Origin of the sequence: Chryseobacterium sp. C3 (assembly GCF_014218905.1) — a bacterium.
Lineage (GTDB): Bacteria > Bacteroidota > Bacteroidia > Flavobacteriales > Weeksellaceae > Chryseobacterium > Chryseobacterium mucoviscidosis.
Genome location: NZ_JACLCU010000002.1, coordinates 493,813 through 513,212 on the forward strand (window position 1 = coordinate 493,813; position 19,400 = coordinate 513,212).

General features: G+C 35.6%; 12 protein-coding genes. 11 read left to right on the plus strand and 1 reads right to left on the minus strand.

Going from position 1 to position 19,400, the window contains the following annotated elements; all coding sequences use genetic code 11:
• Positions 1-18 precede the first annotated feature (18 nt).
• From H6W53_RS06080 to H6W53_RS06105, 6 genes are all read left to right on the plus strand, one after another.
• Positions 19-2,868: a hypothetical protein gene (locus tag H6W53_RS06080; protein WP_185205227.1), complete on the plus strand. Its 2,850-nt coding sequence runs from the start codon at positions 19-21 to the stop codon at positions 2,866-2,868.
• Between the two features lie 12 nt (positions 2,869-2,880).
• Positions 2,881-5,844, plus strand: coding sequence for a PKD domain-containing protein (locus tag H6W53_RS06085; RefSeq protein ID WP_185205228.1), 2,964 nt, complete (start codon positions 2,881-2,883; stop codon positions 5,842-5,844).
• 4 nt (positions 5,845-5,848) lie between these two features.
• Complete coding sequence (locus H6W53_RS06090; protein ID WP_185205229.1) at positions 5,849-6,112, plus strand: hypothetical protein; 264 nt, start codon at positions 5,849-5,851, stop codon at positions 6,110-6,112.
• Positions 6,113-6,215: 103 nt separating this feature from the next.
• The gene (locus H6W53_RS06095; protein ID WP_185205230.1) at positions 6,216-8,591 is read left to right on the plus strand and encodes a hypothetical protein; all 2,376 of its coding nucleotides are present in this window, start codon (positions 6,216-6,218) and stop codon (positions 8,589-8,591) included.
• A 92-nt stretch (positions 8,592-8,683) separates the two neighbouring features.
• Positions 8,684-9,838: a hypothetical protein gene (locus H6W53_RS06100; protein ID WP_185205231.1), complete on the plus strand. Its 1,155-nt coding sequence runs from the start codon at positions 8,684-8,686 to the stop codon at positions 9,836-9,838.
• Positions 9,839-9,916: 78 nt separating this feature from the next.
• Positions 9,917-10,795 carry an IS982 family transposase gene (locus H6W53_RS06105; RefSeq protein ID WP_185205232.1) on the plus strand — a complete coding sequence of 293 codons (879 nt, stop codon included), beginning with the start codon at positions 9,917-9,919 and terminating at the stop codon, positions 10,793-10,795.
• A gap of 115 nt (positions 10,796-10,910) precedes the next feature.
• Here the strand turns inward: H6W53_RS06105 and H6W53_RS06110 are convergent, their stop codons facing one another.
• A complete protein-coding gene (locus tag H6W53_RS06110; protein WP_228457758.1) occupies positions 10,911-11,573 on the minus strand; it encodes a S24 family peptidase in 663 nt (220 codons plus the stop codon).
• Between the two features lie 936 nt (positions 11,574-12,509).
• Between H6W53_RS06110 and H6W53_RS06115 the strand changes: the two genes are divergently transcribed.
• The 5 genes from H6W53_RS06115 to H6W53_RS06135 all read left to right on the plus strand — a co-directional run bounded on the left by H6W53_RS06115 (position 12,510) and on the right by H6W53_RS06135 (position 19,294).
• Complete coding sequence (locus H6W53_RS06115) at positions 12,510-12,665, plus strand: hypothetical protein (protein ID WP_157967284.1); 156 nt, start codon at positions 12,510-12,512, stop codon at positions 12,663-12,665.
• A gap of 352 nt (positions 12,666-13,017) precedes the next feature.
• Positions 13,018-13,188 carry a hypothetical protein gene (locus H6W53_RS06120; RefSeq protein ID WP_185205233.1) on the plus strand — a complete coding sequence of 57 codons (171 nt, stop codon included), beginning with the start codon at positions 13,018-13,020 and terminating at the stop codon, positions 13,186-13,188.
• Positions 13,189-13,236: 48 nt separating this feature from the next.
• A complete protein-coding gene (locus H6W53_RS06125; protein WP_076394835.1) occupies positions 13,237-13,602 on the plus strand; it encodes a hypothetical protein in 366 nt (121 codons plus the stop codon).
• 950 nt (positions 13,603-14,552) lie between these two features.
• Entirely contained in the window at positions 14,553-18,230 is a 3,678-nt protein-coding gene (locus H6W53_RS06130; protein WP_185205234.1) for a hypothetical protein, read from the plus strand.
• Positions 18,231-18,235: 5 nt separating this feature from the next.
• Complete coding sequence (locus tag H6W53_RS06135; RefSeq protein WP_185205235.1) at positions 18,236-19,294, plus strand: leucine-rich repeat domain-containing protein; 1,059 nt, start codon at positions 18,236-18,238, stop codon at positions 19,292-19,294.
• The last annotated feature ends 106 nt before the right edge of the window (positions 19,295-19,400 follow it).

The following is a 19,400-nucleotide window of genomic DNA, read 5'->3' on the forward strand; positions in this document are numbered from 1 at the left end:
ACAAGCAGAAACATAATTATGTCAGAAAATAAGCACATTAGTATACCCAAAAATATAGAAACGCAGGATCAGACCGATTTTCATTTTCTACGCAGAACAGGTATTGAATATATAGAAGGATTAGGAGGAAAACTTTGGACAGATTATAACTCTCACGATCCGGGGATTACCACACTGGAGGTTTTAAGCTACGCCATCACAGATCTTGGGATGAGGATGAATATGAATATGGAAGACATTCTTGCTTCAAACGATGCAAAAAAAGATATTCATACACAATTCCTGAAAGCTACGGAAGTTTTACCTTCCAGACCTTTAACAGAGCTTGATTACAGAAAGCTCTTCATCGATATCAGCTTTAAATTCGGTCATCCGAGACCAATCAGCAACTGTTGGCTGGTTCCGAGAACCGAAACGCTGTATGTGGATTGCAAAACAGGACAGTTGGATTTTGAACCTATCGGAGAAAAGACACAACATTTTAACGTAAAAGGATTGTATGACCTTTATGTAGATTATGCCGATGATATAGACGATAGTGAGAATGAAGATTGTGACAAATCGAATGCAAGAGTAAAAATACTGGAGCGTTATCACCAGAACAGAGGTCTTTGCGAAGATCTTGTAGATATCAAAGAAATCGAAACCCATAAAGTGGCGGTATGTGCCCGCATCGGACTTGTAAATAAAGTAGATGAGGAACTGGTTCATGCAAAGGTAATCAGAGCAATCAACAATTATCTGGCTCCGGAAGTTCATTTCTATTCATTAAAGCAGATGCTGGAAAAAGGTCTTACCACAGATGAAATTTTTGACGGACCGATTCTCGATAATGGTTTTATTGATACGGAAGAATTGAAAGCAAGTCAGTTAAGAAGAGAAGTCCGGCTTTCTGATATCATCAGCGAAATCATGAAAATCGACGGAGTGAAAGAAATCCACGAAATTTCTATTGCCGGATGCGACAGCGCAGTGAAACAGACCGATGACTGGATGATCTGTATTGAAAAAGGTAAAAAACCGGAGCTTTGCGATCTGAGTTCATTCAGTTACACCAAAGGTGCACTTCCGTTGAATATCAATACTAAAAAAGTAGATGAATATCTCGAAACGTTAAGAAAAGAGGAGGAAGTACTGAGAGAAGATGCGAGAAAAAATAAAGAGTTGACTCTGCCGCAGGGAACTTCATACGATATCGGAAATTATGCGACTATTTTAAATGAATTTCCGGATACGTACGGAGTAGGAATTTCCGGAATCATCGGAAATCCAACCCCGGAAAGAGAAGCTTTGGCAAAACAGATGAAAGGATATCTTTTGTTTTTCGACCAGATTCTTGCCAGTTATTTCAAACACCTTGAAAAAGTAAAAGAAGTTTTAAGTATCAGCGGAGGTTTAAAAAGAACGTTCTTTACTCAGGCTCTTAAAAATATCAGAGGTTTTGAAGAATTGGTTTCGGATTATGATGAAAACGACGACAAACTTACAGATACTTTATACGAGGAGCTTGATAATAGCGTGGAACGCCGAAATGAAGTGCTGGATCATTTGATTGCCCGTTTTGCAGAAACATTCAGCGACTATACTTTCCTGATGAAATCTCTGTACGGAAAATCTACCGATGAAATTGTACTGAACAATAAAGAAACCTTCTTAAACGAATACAAATCGTTGAGCAAAGACCGTGGATTGGGCTATAATTATACATTAGATGATACCGCGAATGTCTGGAATACAGACAATATTTCAGGGGTACAGAAAAGAATTGCCCGATTACTGGGGATTAAAAATTATCAGCAAAGAAATCTTTCTCAAACACCTGTTTCGATTATTAAATCGTTAAGTGACGACGGAACGGCAAGCTATTCATGGAAAATAAAAGATGCAAAAAGTAATATCACTTTATCATCCGTAAATTCATTCCATATCGAATATGCAGCAACTAAAAATCTGCATGAAGCCATTTACCAGACCATTCAGATAGACGAAGAAGATCTTAAAAATGCATTAGAGCTTTTACAGGAAAATCAGACTCATTATGATTTGATTGGGAATATTCAGATCCGAATGTCTGCCGGAGGGAACTATTATCTTGAAATTATGGATGACAGCCAGCCACAAAACGTAATGGCTACTCATAAAATGACCAATCCGTACCCTTCTTTAGCTGAATTAAAAAAGGGAATTGAAGAACTGGTAAGATATTTCAAATATGATTTTACCGAAGAAGGAATTTTCCTTGTAGAACATTTGTTGCTGAAACCGGCATTCAAAGATTACAAACTGATCAAAGGAATTGGTTGTATGTCTATAGAAGACACATTCAAAGTTTTTCAGGATCTTGAAGGGATCGGAAGCATGATCGTAGGAACCTCTTTTGAAGTAGCTCCTAATGAGGACGGAGATATTCTTTCTGGAAATCCGGTAGATTATGCAGATGCTTTAATGTCCTCTTGTGAAGAAGACTGTGAATATGATGTTTTTGATCCTTATTCTTATCGCGTAAGTGTGGTTCTTCCGGGCTTTGCCTACCGTTTTCAGGATCCGGATTTCAGACGTTACGCAGAAACGGTTATACGACAGGAGATTCCGGCTCATATTCTGGCTAAAATCTGTTGGGTGGGAGATCGTTTAAGTGAAAAACAGACCGCTCAGAACGATTTGTCTGCATTTGAAACAGCATTCAAAAAATATCTTTCAGATAAGGCAAAAAATAATCTCAGAAATTTAGGAAACAGCATTCAGAATTTACTGACGGCTCTTACCAACTTAAATAATATTTACAGACCGGGAAGACTCTTAGACTGTGCTGTGGAAGATAACGACAGTCTGGACGGAAAAATAATATTAGGACAATCAAACATATAAAATTGAAAAACAATGAATGCTAAATTAGATAATGTAACAACCCAATATAGAAAATTTAACGAAAATCAGGTACTTACGGATGGGCAGTTAAATGAATTCATAGACTATTTCGAAGATCAGGACAGGCTCTCGAGAACACTTCTCAGCGGGGTAGGAATTGTATGCGGATTTAAATCCACAATTACCAGTTCCGGTCTCATTACAGAAGTTATGGAAAAAATCGCTCCGCAAAAGGCTGAAAATGCTTTGGATACCATTGTGATAACTCAGGGAGCAGGCGTTACCACAGACGGAGATTTAATTACCCTTCGTACAGGAAAAGAAAAATCTTCGGACGTTACCATAGACTTTAATACCAAAAATTACAGATACTTCAGAGAGTATAAAGACAAAGTGAAGTATGATCATTTCCGAATCGGAGAAGAACAGATTCCTTTATTGGAACTGGCAACCGAAGACGAACTGAAGCAAATGAAAGTTAAAGGATTAGATACAGGAAGTTTTAAAGATGTTAAAACCTTGGAAAAACTGAATGAAAAGATCATTATCCTTTATCTGGAAAGCTACTCTAATGATGAAACGTCTTGTGAAGATGCGGATTGTGATAACACCGGAGCAGAGCAGGTTTCTGATCTTAAAGTACTTTTGGCAGATTTTCAGTCGGTTTCATATCTTATAGCGAATGGAAATGCAAAAGATACGCTGTATAAAATTCATAATTCTTACGAAGAACTTTTTGACCGCTTACCGAATATTGAGGCTAAAAGAGTAATTCTTGATCCTAAAGTTGAAACAGCAGACCAGTTAAAAACAAAATTTCGTAACGCCATGGATTCTGTTTCGAAATTGTCCGACGGTTTTGGTGCTATTGCAGATACTTTTAAAATAGATCTTAACTTCAGTGGTTTATCGCTTTTTAATAAACTCAATACTTTATTGTCTGCATCTTCCCCAAGACTGGATGATTTTCAGTACAGATATGATCTCCTGAAAGATCTCATTGATACCTACAACGAAATAAAAGGACTGATCTTACGTCTGAATGTAGAATGTTGCCCGACTATTGCTTCATTCCCTAAACATTTGATGTTGGGATATGTCGGAGGTTCTTTGGAACTGGGAGAATATGCGGCTTTCCGTCACGGATTCTATCATTCTCCCATCACAACCCAAGATGATGAAAATTATGAAAGGCTGATGTTGCTTGCCAATCGTTTTGTTCAGAAAATCAATGGATTTCAGTCGTATGTAGGACCGGTTAAAATTACACCGTCCAATCTTTATGTAAGATTAGGGGAAAAAGCAATCCCATATTATTATAATGTCGATAAGTCTTTACTTGATAAGTGGAATTTCGAAAAGACAAAAACAGACAGAGAAACGTATAATTTAAGTTATCATACTGCGAACCTATCATCAGAAGATTATGTTCAGAATCCTCTGAATTATAATATTGATAACAATGATTTCTACAGAATTGAAGGACATCTTGGATTGCCTTATGAAACAGCGGTACAGAATATTAATGATCTTAAAGTGAAGTACGGACTGGCTTTTGACGTTAGCGTTTTACTTTTAAATGACGGTAAAAAAACAGACGATGAGCCTGAAGAGCCAAGAAAAGTTTCCATTGAAGAGCTCAGAAATAAATTATTGTCTATTTCCAATGAGATCAGCAAAGAAACTGGAGATCCTAAAAATGCACTCCTTAACTTATCTAAATTAGACAGCGATCTGAGATTATTAAATAAAGCTAAATTTGAAACTCCTTCCGGAACATCAGACGATGTAACGATCGTAAAAGAAGATCCCAGAAAAGAAGAAATTTCTACAGAACTTTTAAGCGAATTTTTAGAAAGAAAATCTGGTTTGGAGCATCTTTCCGGTGTAGAACCGGGCGGAACCTTTGTTTTAATCTGCGAATCGGAAGCCAATAATCAGGTTCTTGCAGATTTCTCATTGCCTTATTTATGTTGTTCCAAAAAAGATCCTGTGTTCTTATCATTACCTTCAGGTAAACTTTGCCAAAATGAAAAACCGGTTCTTATGACAATCGTTCCTTTGGATGGTCAGGTAAAAGCATTTGTAAACGGAACAGAAATATCCGCCATTACCCAGACCGGAGGACAAAGTTATTTTGATCCTGCATTGGTTGGCGCAGCTTATCTCGGACAAACCATTACTTTCACAGTTAATGATGATCCTGTGGATACTCAAATGATTGTTAATGAAGTTCCAAATGTTACGGTAACAACAGGGACTCCTGTAAATGGAGAAAACCCTACAAATCCTACAGCAACGGTAACATTTACTGTTTCCGGTAATAATTTAGGTAATCTTGACTATAACTGGAATTTCGGTGACGGTCAGTTAGTTACTGTAACGAAACCAGCTCCTGATGCAAATGGAGTTGTAAATCAATCTCATACCTATAATCTGGTTGCTGGTCAGGAAGATACGTTCAACCCGATACTTTCTGTGAGTAATGGAAGTGAATGCAGCACACAATATACGATATCCCCTATAAAACTGAAAGGTCAGTCACTCGTTCAGTGTCTCTCTAGTCTGGAGATTACCGTTCAGTACAATGAAAGCTTAGGACCATGTCCCGGAAATCACAGATGTAATAGCGCGAAATTCAATTTAATGGCGAACGGAGTGTACAGAATCGGTGGTGTGAACCTGAATAATGCAAGTGAAAGTCTTGAAAACGGACAATCACGTCCTAATGGTGAACTTAGAGGACCAAACAGGATTAATACCTTCTTCCTGAGTCCTACGGATGCACAGTCTATCGCAGCAACAGATCTGAATGGGGAAGGATTTATATCATTCTCTTTAGTATGTGCAGACAATAGCTGTCATGATGGTGTTGCATGGACTACATTAAAACTTGGCGGAGTCGTGATTTATGACGGATGTCCTAGAAATAATTTCTTAACAATTAATCCTTGTACAGGAGAAGTAAAACCATAATAGTATGAAACTGATTGATACATATGAAAAAGACGGAATTACTATTGAGGTAGACAGCTTATTAACTACAAAAGATTCTGTGATTGATATAAAGCAGATTTTTATTCTGAACGATGTGGTGTATATAAGTTTCGATACTGTACAGGACAGGATTCTTATGTCGGAAACAGCAGAGATTTTTATCCGGAAGTATAGGGAATATTTAAATACACTTACAAAAAAAGTATTTACTGCCCAGTCTTCCTGTAAATGCCAGACTTGCCAATAAGTTCAGTTAAGAATCAGAGCAGTAATTAAAATAACACCTTAGAAATACATTTGTCTAAGGTGTTGTTTAAATCATTTTAACAAATCATTAAAAATGAACAATAATGAATAATCAATTAAATAATATACCGAATCCATACCGGAAGTTCATTAAATTAAGTGATGTATCTACCCAATACCGCAAATTCAGTAAAGGACAGTACATTGAGTATACTCAGTTCAATGAGTTTTTAGACTTTTTTGAAGATCAGGATCGTTTATCCAGAGTAATGCTTCAGGGTGTAGGTATAGTATGTGGTTTTAAACCTGAGCTTATCTATTCCAATAAAATACTTAACAGCATAAAACTTTCGCAGGGAGTTGCAGTTACTACAGACGGAGATTTGCTTACCCTGAATAATACGAGTAAGGTAAGCGAAGAGTTATATGTAAGTGATTTAAAGACAATCAGCATTGATAGTAAAGAATATACTCACTTTAAAAAATACGACAATTTCAAGGTAAACTATCCTCTATTTTATGACGAAAACGGAGGACAGATTGAACTTTGGGAACTGGCGACAGTTCAGGAAGCAACTTCGGATTTTCAGCCTGTTGCTAATTTCTCAAATCTGGAAGATCAATATTTAATGCTCTATTTGGAAAGCTATGAGAAAGAAGTAAAGCCTTGTAGAGGCGTCGACTGTGACAACCACGGAATTCAGCAGATCCGAAATCTTAAAGTGTTGGTTACAAACGAACAGGGTGTTAATTATATTCTTCAAAAAGACCGTATTCAGCCGCATCCGTTATTTATAGAAGACATATTAGGAAGTGTAAAGCAGGAGCGCGTGATTCTGGAAAGGCTTATTCAGGAAAAAGGAATTGAAACAAGATTTTCCTATGCCGATTTAAAAAATATGTATGCCGATGTTTTAGAAAGAAACGGCTATGGTGAGCTGGTTTTTAGAAAAATCTACGAAATTTCTAAAATGTTTGGACTTCCTGTTGCGGATCATCTTACTTTTAAAAGTGTTTTGGAAGAATGTCTTAACCTTCCGTTTGGTTTTCAGTATGCTTATGATGTGGTAAAAGATTTAACGGCTACGTATTCCGAAATCATCAGACTGCTTCCTAAGACGTTTACGAAGTTTCTTCCCGATTTTGCTTCTTTTCCTAAGCATATGATGTTAGGGAAATTAAATTCAGAAACTCAGCTGGATTCTTCAAGACATAAGTTTTACAATTCTCCGGCCTTGGATGATGAAAAGGCGGTGCAGAGAGTTAAAACATTAATTAGCCGTTTTAATTTGCTGGTACAGAATTTTAAATATCCAAACCGCAATGTAGAAGTAATTGGGAATGATATACCAATAGAAGCGGAATCCGCCATTAAAATCACCCCATCTCAAAAGTCAGAATTCTTAGGGAATAAAGCAATCCCTTTTTATTACAGGATTACAGATAATTTCCTGAAAGTTTGGGATTTTAATAAAGTAAGAACTCCGGCTTTCCGAAATAATATAGGCTATAATTCTGGTCTTTTCTCACAAGAATCTTATGTGAGAAAACCTTTAGGTTTTAACATTGACAGAGTTTCATTTTATAATATTGAGGGACATCAGGGAATGCATTATCAGGATGCATTTGATCAGATAAAAAAAATCAGAGATGAGCAACAGCTCGGATTTGATATCATGCTTTTGTCTTTCAAAGAATTATTGAAAAATAAAGATCTTTCAAAGGCGTATTTTAATGAATATATCGATAAATATTCGGGTTTAGAACACAAACACGGAGTTGCAAAAGGAGGTACTTTTATCATGGTGTATGATCATATTGGGAGAAATGAAGTTATTGTGGCAGATTTCTCGCTTCCGTACATCTGCTGTACGCCGAAAGTGAAGATTAATCTGAGTTTACCTAATACGACTATTTGTGCCAAAGCGGAGAAAATTCCGTTTACAGTATTTCCTTTCAATGGCATCGTAACGGCAAATGTAGATTCTGATCTGGATGGTGGTGTAGAGTTAGTTGACGGATTATACTTCTTTAATCCTGCATCGGTAAGTCAGGAATTGCATAACCAGCTAATCAGTTTTAATGTTAACGGAAAACCTACTGATTGTACTGTAACCGTGATTACAGAACCGCAGGTGAGAATTGTCGTGGAGAAAGTTGATATTCCTGAGTCTGATTCAACAGCAACTGTTGTGAAATTCAAAATAACAGGAGAACATTTCATGGATTATCAGTATAGCTGGGATTTCCTTGATAATGGAAGTCAGGTAATTCAAAATCCGGATTCAAAAGGTTTTGTAACTCATACGTTTAATAATCTTTCTCCGAGAAAAATTCCGAACATAAAAGTAAAAGTTATTGGAGGCGGATGTGAACAGAATGTATCTCTTGAAAATTGGTACGAAGAAAATCCCATCATTATTAAAGGTATCGTCTTCGAGGAAGGAGGAGACTGCTGTGAAGGACGTATTCCTAAATAAATATCACAATAAGAAAGGGGATCCTTATGCAGTTGAAAGATTAAAAATTCACCCTTTGCTTATTAAATTTAATAACAATATAAAATAAAATAATGGCAACAGAAACATGCAATATTTCATTTAAGGTAGATTACACATCTTCTAAGCCAATAAAAAGCGCAATTGCTTATTATAAAAATAAAAACGGAAGTCCGTCTGATCCATATTCCGAATACAATATAAATCCTATTCCAAGCTCTTCAGACACTGTAAAGCTTCCTTTTATTCAGAATGAAGGTGACTATGAGCTCATTGTAGAATTAATGGATGAAGATGGGGTTATAGCTAAAGGAAAAAGCTTATTTAAAATTGGAAATTGTAATCCTTCAGCTTGTGAAACACCAGTTATTAATAAAGTAGATGTACTTTCTAATGGACAAATCGTGATGGATTATACGGTCCTTAATTTAGGTTCCTGGTCACCAGAATACCAAATAGCAACAGATAGTAGTTTTGCAAAAATCGTTCACTCTAGAGTGGGATTTCAGTACAATCAAATTGAAAATATTCAAATGGATAGCGGAGACATTCCCAATGATACTGTTCTGTATATAAGGGCAAGAAAATATTGTACACCAGCAGGTACGGTTTCAGATTGGTCAAATGTTATACAATTTACATCTGGTACTTATTATCCAGTGTTAATAGCTTGGGATAATGCGGGAACAGATTTAAGTACTCATTATGATAATTCTTCAAATGCATATCTTTATTCGGTAAGAATTTCCACTTATGAAGGTGCAATTAAAGCGACAGAATGGGAATTGACTGATGTTACTTTAGGCTCGGCTTGGGTTTTAGAAAATAACGGAAGTGGAACAACCTCTCACGCTTTTGGATTTGATCCTGTTAATCATAATTATTCGATGCGTTTAAAGGTTACTTATTCTAACGGGAAAATTTTATATAGTAATGTTATTAGCAGAGATTATAAAATTTCACAATTATACTCTTTCGGAGTAAGCTTTCATGATGATACCGCTTCTGCCTGCAGGACAACAAAAGATACTCATCTTTTAGGATTTGATACTTTAACACCCCATATTGGTTCACAATTATATAATAGTAACGGAACTCCTGTAACGGGTGGAAGCTATTCATATATAAAAATTTACAATTATGGTCAGCAAGTTGGAGATAAAATATTTTCTATTACTGGTGCAACAGGTATCTTACAAACCGATATTAGTTGTTTAATAGACCCGTAGTGCATTTGTGTTATATTGAGTAAAAGTTGTGCAAGCTGCTAAAAAGCAGTAAATTGTAGTTACCACACAAACAATTAAATGCACAACTTTAGAGCAAATTACGAGAAAATTTTAGAAGTATTAAAGAAATTAGAATTAGATAGTGAGAATTTTTTATTTCAGATACGAAAACCCAAGTTAACAGATTTAAGGATAATCGCCATAAATCTGACTTCTGAATATATGAGTATTGATAGTGAGCATCAGCTTTTTAGAATCTTACCTGTTGAAATTAAATCTCTTATCGAACGAAGTGTTTACAACAGAAGAAAAAGGAAACTGTTTAACCATATGGAAAGGATTAGAAAATTATTAGCGGAAAGGTTTAATGGCTCTGAAAAGTATTTTGTGGTAGACAGTATGCCATTGGAAGTGTGCAAATTATCAAGGAGTTCATGGAGTGGAATATGTAAAGAAACAGATTATGCGCTTCCAAACAGAGGGTATTGCGCATCACAGAAAATGCATTACTATGGTTATAAACTTCATGCAGTTTGTTCAGCAGAAGGTGTATTTCAAAGTCTGGATATTAGCCCTGCTTCAGTGCATGATATTCATTATCTGAAAGATATAAAGCAACAAGTTGAAAACTGTACAATCTTGGGTGATAAAGGTTATTTGTCTGCAGAGTACCAATTAGACTTGTTTACATCGTATAATATAAAACTTGAAGTTCCAATGAGAAAGAACCAAAAAAATTATAAAATTCAGCCTTACATAATACGCAAGTCCAGAAAGAGGATAGAAACTTTATTCTCTCAACTTTGTGACCAGTTTATGATTAGAAGGAATTACGCCAAAAGTTTTTTAGGTTTTAAAACAAGGATACTTTCAAAAATAGTAACGCTCACTATTATTCAAACAATAAACAGAAATGCAAATAGGAATATCAATAATTTAAAAATAAATATTGCCTAAATGCACTACGAGTGTTTAATAGATTAAAAAGCAATAGATATCAAGTGAAATTATAAAATAAGTCCGTTTTCACTCGTTGTGAGACGGACTTTTTATTCTATGATAAAGCTTTCTATCACCTTCTGTTATTTTTACGCCTCGTACTGATGATATTGAAAAGTTTGGCAACATCCTGAAGATGAATTTCAAAGTCTTCGTAATATTCATTCAGAGAATGAAGAGTGATAATGCCTCGTTCCACATCATGATTGATGATTCTTTTCACGAGAATCCCTTTTTCTTTGTGTACGATGACAAAATCCCATTTATCATAATGCAGCTTGCTCATCCAGTAATCCTGACGGATATTTCTGCATAAAATAATATCGCCTTCAAGATAACTTTCGTAGGAGCCGTCGTCCATACTGTCTCCCCGAACTTCGAAGCACATATATTCGCCGCGGTGTTCCACATCATCACTGAAAGGAATCGTGGGTAAACTTTCTATATATTCCTCGTCCGCAAATCTGCTCAGATATCCGGCTTGTGCGTATTGGTTCGCCAGCGGAACGTACATAATCTTTAGATCCGAATAAGCAACCGGCGATGCACTGTTATTGGGTTTCTGCTGCTGTTCCTGCAAAAGGTTTTTTACAAAATAAGCAGTGGTTTCCGGTATTTTTCTTTCGCCTTTTTCCCAGTACTGGATGGCTCTCGTACCAACTCCTATCGCCTCGGCAATCTCGGCCTGCTTCATCTTTAATTTCTTTCTGATCTCTTTAAATTCTAAGTTGGTCATTTTGATATGTTTATCGTTATTTATGAAAAAATACGCAAAATATTTTCCTTTTTTATTTTGAAATACGAACATTGTTCGTATATTTGTCTCGTTGTTAAAACAGAATATGGCAAATGTACAAAAATTATCACAACAATTTAATACATATTTGATGCTTTTTAATTTTTTTTGGTTTAATATAGGTTGTTAATCAAATATTTAAAATTGTTTATGTACATTTTGTTTACAGACAGAAGATAAACGTTCAGTAATACAAAAACAATGTAAAAAGTGCGTTTTTATATTTGTGAGAATGTTTTTATTATTGATTTTAAATTCTTTTTCCGAAAAATGTGCATTTTTTTTAATCGATAATGCGAACATTTGCTGTTTTGTTTTAACGACCATAAACACAGACCGTGAAAATGTAAGACAAAGATGCTGTTCAGATTATAAAATATCGATTCATTATAACTGTCAGTAATAATTTAAATACATTCCAAAGCGGAGAATCTGAGTTTGCAGAAATAAATTCATTTTTTAATATGAATTTGTTTAAACTTTTTTAAATAAAGAGATTCTTGTTGGAAGAAGCAAAGACGCAAGATTTTATTGGTCTCAGATCTTTTGAGGTGCAGGAAAATCCAAGATTTTCAACAAGGATTGATGCTTAATTTTATTGCAGATAAAATTCTTGCGCCTTTGCTATTAAGTTTAAACACAAATTGTATATGAAGATACTTTTCGCAGACGAAGGAAAATAAAATTCAGGAAGACAGGCCGATGAAATTGTGCCGGAAAACACAGGAAGCCGACTTCTAGGAATTAAAATCAAATAACATCATTAAACATCTTTTCAGAGGCAGACTTAAGCCTTTGCAGGATTTTATTGACCCAAATGATCAAAAAAAGACACGAAAAATTATTTTATTAAAACAACTTTTAACCTTTTTAAAAATGAAACGTAGTAAAGAACTTGTAGAGAAAAGAAAAGACTTTGTCAACGATTATGTAAAACGCAATCAGGACAAACAAATGAAAGTTATTGTAACCGAACTTACGGAGATGCTGTTTTTGTCGGAAAGAACCATTTACAACATCATTCAGGAGTAAAACGGAAAAACAAAATCCATTAAAAATCCGCATTTCGTGCGGCTTCCTCAGGACAATCTTTTACAACTGATCCACCATCACAAAAAATTAGAGCCGGAAAATTATATTCTAAAAAGCTTAAGACCAAGCAACCGCACAGTTCAGTGCTTCTAATTCAATCTGCCCATCAGATCAATAAAAGATTGTCTTTTCATTATCCATTTAATTTATAGAGAACAACAACAAGGTAAAAACTGTTTTACTTTCCGGAACGATGCTTTTAAGGCTAAAGACGAGCCTGCAATACACTGGTTTCGAAAGTAACAGGAAGAAATTGAAAATTAAAAATCAGCATTAATAAATTTTGGTAGTCATGGAAAAAGAAGAAAACAAAAAAATTAAAGAAAGCTTAGAAAAATTTCAGGATCCCGATAGAGACATTAGTGATCTTATAGACGAGCTGGCTTACCTCAGCGAAAACGAAAACATCGAAACGAGCAGAAAATTTCTGGATGATATGTATATGCTCGATCAGGACGATTAACAACTTAGCGTTGTGAAAAATCAATTTTAATGAATAATAATATGAAGAATGAATTTAGATAGTATAAAAGCCCTCCTCATCGGAACTGCCATTGCATTTTCGGGAGGACTGTTAAGAGTATTGATCTCCATACAGAACAAAGAAAAAAAGAGGCCTTGGGAACATATCATCACCTTAATTATCGTGATTATTGTCGGTTTCACCATGAGCTATGTCATGAAAAGTGCCGAACTCCACAACAAATGGTATTCCACAGGAATATTGTTTGTACTCGGCTATGGCTACGACAAGTTCCTGAAAATGATTACCACCAATCTTCCCAACTGGATTGATACAACCATGAATCTTTACATCGGAAACCAGCCAAACAGACAGCCTGAAGAAGAAAAAGAGAAGAAAGAGGAAATAAAATAAAGAACAAAGAAATCCTCCGAAGCAGGACAAACATCAAAAACAATTAATTATTGTTGTTAAAAACCAACATCTGAAAACGTTATTACATGAAGCAGGCTAAACTCCTTTAAAATACTATTTGAATCTTGTGTACTAAGCTTTAGGAAAAATGTATTGGAATAAAATTGTAGTGCAGTAAGGCTAAAATATAGTGTATTGGAGTATGGAACGAGTGAGCAGTGATAAAATGTACTGTAGCAAGCCTAAAATGTTAAGCAGTAAGCAGTAGAAAAGGTGAGCAGTAATAAAAATGTACTGTAGTAAGCTTAAAATGTACTGTGGTAAGCAGCAGAAAAGGTGAGCAGTAATAAAGTTGCAGAACAGTAGCCTTCAATCCAAGACAGTGGAATGTAAATGGAGAACATATTGTTAAAATTGCTGTACAGTAGGCTTTCAATCTATAACAGTGGAATATAAATATAGAATACTGCAATAAAAATACATCACAGTAAACGTCCCATTTAAAATAATCAGTACATTAAAAAATCTTTGATTTTTTTAACTTATGTGCTCTTTTTTTTCATTTAAGCATTAAACTTAAAAAACTAAAGTGTTTAAATCTCTTGCATCTTTTGTGGTAAAAGTTTAAAGTAAATTTCTGTATTACTGTCATCAGAAATCATTTCGGGAAACCACTTACTGCAACTACAGAATCCTCCGCTCCAAAAAAGACTTATTCTCCTTAAAAATTCTGAATTTTGAATCTGGAATTTCAGCCGGATCAAAAGAAAAAAGCACAGCACTTCCGATTTCTCATCATAACGCTGTGTACACTTTACAGGCAGTAAAATCTTAAAAAAATACCTTACCGCGTCTGATTTTTCAGTTCCATCAGGTACGGTAAAGCACAGCTTCCATTGTTGCGCTTTACGTGCCTTTTAAACAAAATATAATTAAAAAACACCAAGTCAATGAAAGCAGCAAAACCTGTAGAAAAAGACAACAAAAACCATCATAGCCAGAGCAAAAAGCAGAAGGCTAAAAAGCTGGTGGTGGTACCTCTGCCCGTGGCGGAAGTGGCTCCTTTACAAACACAAAAGCCTGAAGAATCTGCAGCTCTTGCAGGATTCGCAACCCCGAATATCAATAAGACGAATGCAAGCGGAATTATCGCTCCGGTTCACGGTTCACAGACCATTTACGATCAGGGTTCCGGGATCATGTTTAAAAAGCATCAGGAAAGTCTGGCAGAAACCGGAGATATCAATCATCCGCAAACAAAAAAAGCGGAAAAAAATTATATTTCCACGCTGAACATCAGTCAGGTTAAAGATTATCATGATCTGAAATCCGGAACGTATGTGCCGAAAACGTTGGAGGAACAGGCTGCAATGGCTCAAAGCAACGGCAATAGTAATTCTGAAACAGCAGTTCCAGCCTTAGCAGATTCTGTTAACATATCTGAAGTGCAGGATTCCGTTGCTGCAATGGATCTCAGTTCAGAGTTTACTTTAGCAGGCGAGCAGGAAGAAGCCGCTAGAACAACGCCAACCAGCGCGAACAGTGATCCGAAATTTAACCAGACTATAGGTTTGGTTAAAAATACGGCAAAAGTGAAAAGCACACACAGTTCCAAAGAAAAGGCAGAAAGCCATGCCAACGCTGCCGCCGCCGTACCTGCCGGAGAACGAAAATCGAAAGCAAGGGGTCAACAGGTAGAACAGTTGAGTCAGCAAAGATCAGAACCTTTTAAAGCTTCAGATTTCAAGAGAAAATTAGAAAGCAAAATCACTAAAATGAAACTGCCAAGAAATGAAAAAGAGGCAGATAATTTTGAAAAAAATAATAATATTGCGCAAGTAAACAAATCGGCGGGAGCAGACGTTATTGCGGCTAAAAATAATGTAACAGGCAAGATTGCTGAAGTTGCGAAGAAAGAACCGGATGAAACCAAACTTGCACAGCGTAAAGCAACGGCACTGCCAGATCCGAAAATAGGTTCTAAAGTAAATATAAAAGCATCTGAAGCAATGCCTGCTAAGAGAGGAGACTCCGAACTCAGCCAGCCGATTGCTAAAAGTTACAGGTCTGTTGACCAGCAGTTTGCCAAAAACCAGATCACAGATGAGCAGTTGGCAAAATCCAACGAACCGGATTTCATCAATGCCCTTAATGCTAAAAAAGCAGCTAAAGACAACTCAGAAAAGGCTCCAAAGGAATTTAAAAATGAAGAAAGCAAAAAGCTGGAAGCTTCTAAACGCGAAGCTCAGGGCAAAACCAACAGCACAATGGAGGGAATGCACCAAAGCAGAAAAGGACTGCTAGATAGTGTAACCAACAAGCAGCATAAAGCCGGTGAGAAAAATACCGCCAAACATCAGGATGTTGTGGATAAGCTGAATTCTATTTATGCAGAGACCAAAAAATCGGTTGACGGACAGTTGGATGATCTGGAAAGTAAAGTTACACAGTTGTTCGATGCAGGAGCTAAAGATGCCAAATCTGCATTTGAAAGGTATGTTACTAAAAAAATAGAAGACTATAAAGATGAAAGATATGGCAGTTGGTATAGAGCGGATAAGTATGGAAACCGTTTGGAAGACGCCTGGAATAGAAAATTACCAGATGAGGTAAATATATTTTTCGTTGAAGGACGAAAGATATTTCTTCAAAGGTTAGACGGTATTATTGATACTATAGCCAATTTAGTAACCTCACGATTGAATGCTGCAAAAGCGTCCATTGCTTCCGGACGCCAGAAAGTTGTTACCTTTATTAAAAATCTTCCTGCGGATGTAAAAAAAGCCATTAAAGGAGATATTGATGCAATTCAGGGACAGTTTAAAGAACTTGAAAACTCCATCAGTGAAAAAGAATCTTCGTTAATCGATTCTTTGGCAACGAAGTACAACGATGCACTGAAAGAAGTGGATGAACTGATTGTTGATATTAAGAACCGTAATCGCGGATTCATCGCAGCTGCAGAAGATGCAACGGTGGGAGTGGCAAAAACGATCATGGAAATCCGAAAAACACTTACAGAGCTGCTTTCCGGAGCGGTAAGTGCAGTTATGGCAATTGTTGCAGACCCGATAGGATTTTTATCCAATCTTATTGCCGGAGTTTCGCAAGGATTTACTAATTTCGGAAAAAACATCTGGACACATCTTAAGACCGGTTTCTTCGGATGGCTGACCGGAGCAATGAAAAATATTTCTTTCACTTTGCCGGAAGATATATTCTCGTTAAAAGGTATTTTCTCCATCAGTACCCAGATGATGGGATTAACATGGGATAATATCAGAGGAATTGGAGCTTCAGTAGTTGGAGAGCCTGCAATGAAGGTACTTGAAGGAAGTTTCAAAATGGTACAGATTGTTCAGAAAGATGGTTTTGCCGGACTTTGGGAACATGTAAAAGACCAGTTTGCGGATATTAAAGCTACGGTGATGGATACCATTATCGATATCATTAAAACGGAGGCAATACAGGCAGGAATTAAGTTTATTTTGGGCTTGCTTACTCCGGCAGGAGCGTTTGTAAAAGCGGCAATGATGATTATCGATCTGGTGAAATTCTTTATCCAGAAGGCTGCACAGATCATGGAGCTGGTAAAAGCCATTACAGAAGGTATCAAAGCCATTGCCAGCGGAAATGTAGCAGCGGTAGCGAAGGCGATAGAAAATGCATTGGGAAGAGCAATCCCAGTCGTGATAGGCTTTCTGGCTTCCTTGGCAGGTCTTGGCGGATTGGTAGATAAAGTCACCGGCGTAGTAAGAAAAATAAGACAGCGTATTAATAATGCCATTGTGAAGTTCTGGAACTTTGTGAAAGGGAAGGCTAAAGGATTGCTTGGGAAAATTGGTTTTGGAGACAAGAAAGAGAAGAAGGAGAAAAAAGGAGAAGATCTTCGTAGTACTGAGGAAAAGAAAAGGGATTTAGATGAAGGGGTGAAAGAAGGAACAAAACTATTAAAAGACGAGAACCTAACCCCAGAAGAAAGAGAAAAAAGTTTAGAAGCCATAAAGCATACCTATGAACTAAAAGAGTTAAAGATTATTACTGAAAAATTAGACCAAACTGGGAAATGGGTTTATATATTTGGTAAAGTTAATCCAGGCAAAAAAGGACCTGTTGTAAAACATACTATATTAAAAAAAGAAAATGGTGATGAAATTCCTTTAAAAGACAATCAGGCAGCAATAGTTAGAGATAGCCATAGACGACATTTTAGAGCGATATTACCTAATAAAATAATGTTTGATCTTAAGGCTACGGGTGATAAGATAGAAGTAAGATTGAAAAAAGTAACCGTATTCAATTTGGGTCCTGCCAGAGAAAGAGGTGATGATGATAATAAATATTTTTCAGAAAATTATATTATAGTAAATGTAAATAGACATGCCGTAAGAAATTTATATGACGCAGCAGCAACAGAACGAGCTGATTATGAGAATGCTTATCAGAAAATAGGATACGAACTTGGTGTAACAGATTGTTTTAAATTTGCTCTAGATATTTTAAATAATAGATTAAATGGAGATTTAAAACGTGAGCCTGAAGGATATGATAATGATGATAAATTTGATGATTTAATAAGATATAAAGAAGATAAAGAGCAGACTACAAAAAATAAAAAAAGAAGATAAAAACCATGACAGATTTTATAAAGAAACTGGAAAAAGAGCTTGATATTCAAATTATTCATTCTAAGAAACACATCTGGGAAAATTATTATGATTTGGATGAAGATGGGAATATTAAAACATTATATTTAAATAAGGTTGATTTAAAGGATATCGATGTATTATTACCAATAGCAGACAGTTTGATTAATCTTGCTGTTGTTAAATGCAATATCAAAACTATAGGAGCGTTAAAATCTTTTAGCCGTTTAGAATCATTAAGCTTAAGACTCAATAGTTTGCACGGATCCACATTAAGTCATTTAGGCCATCTGAAAAACCTTAAACGATTGGATTTATGTGGAACTAACATTCAGGATACATCGCCACTTGGCAGTGTTACTCATTTGCAGGAATTGTATATTGGTAGTAGTAACCGCCTTTACGAAGTGAATGGTTTAGAAGGTTTAAAATCTTTACAGCATTTAGATGCATCTTATAGTAGAATTGATAGCATTGGAAAAGTTAGAATAAATGAAAATATCCCTTCACTGAATGTAAAGGGGACTAACATAAAAAGGATAATGCATTTGGAAAGGTTTTCTAATTTGCAAAGCCTTAATATGGAAAGTACTTTAGTCGAAAAAATTGAAGGATTGGATACATTAAAAAATCTTAAAGAGTTCTTTATATCTACATACAGCATAAAGCGTATTGAGGGTTTGGAAAATTTAATTGGATTGGAAGTTTTAGATTTAAATTTTAATAAAATATCAAAAATAGAAGGTTTGGATAATCTAACCAATTTGAAACGATTGAACCTTAATGAAAATCAAATAAAAAGAGTTGAAAATTTGGATAATCTTGTAAATCTTGAGCTTTTATTGCTAGAACCTAATAATACTGTCACATATTTTGATACATCTTTTTTTCATAATTTAGTTTCAGAATGTCATATTTACTTACGCGATATTAAAGATATTGACGTAATTCAAGACGCAGCACCTAATAATGTTAAGATTAATTTTGATAATGATTATCCTTATCCCACAACACTGTATCGCCGTCCGACAGGAATTTTTGAATAATTTTGTCTATAATACCATTTGAAAGATCAGTCCCTAAAAAGCCTCTAAAGGAAAATTTCAATTAGAAATTTTCCTTTTTTATTTTATCTTTAAACTTTTAAGCAGA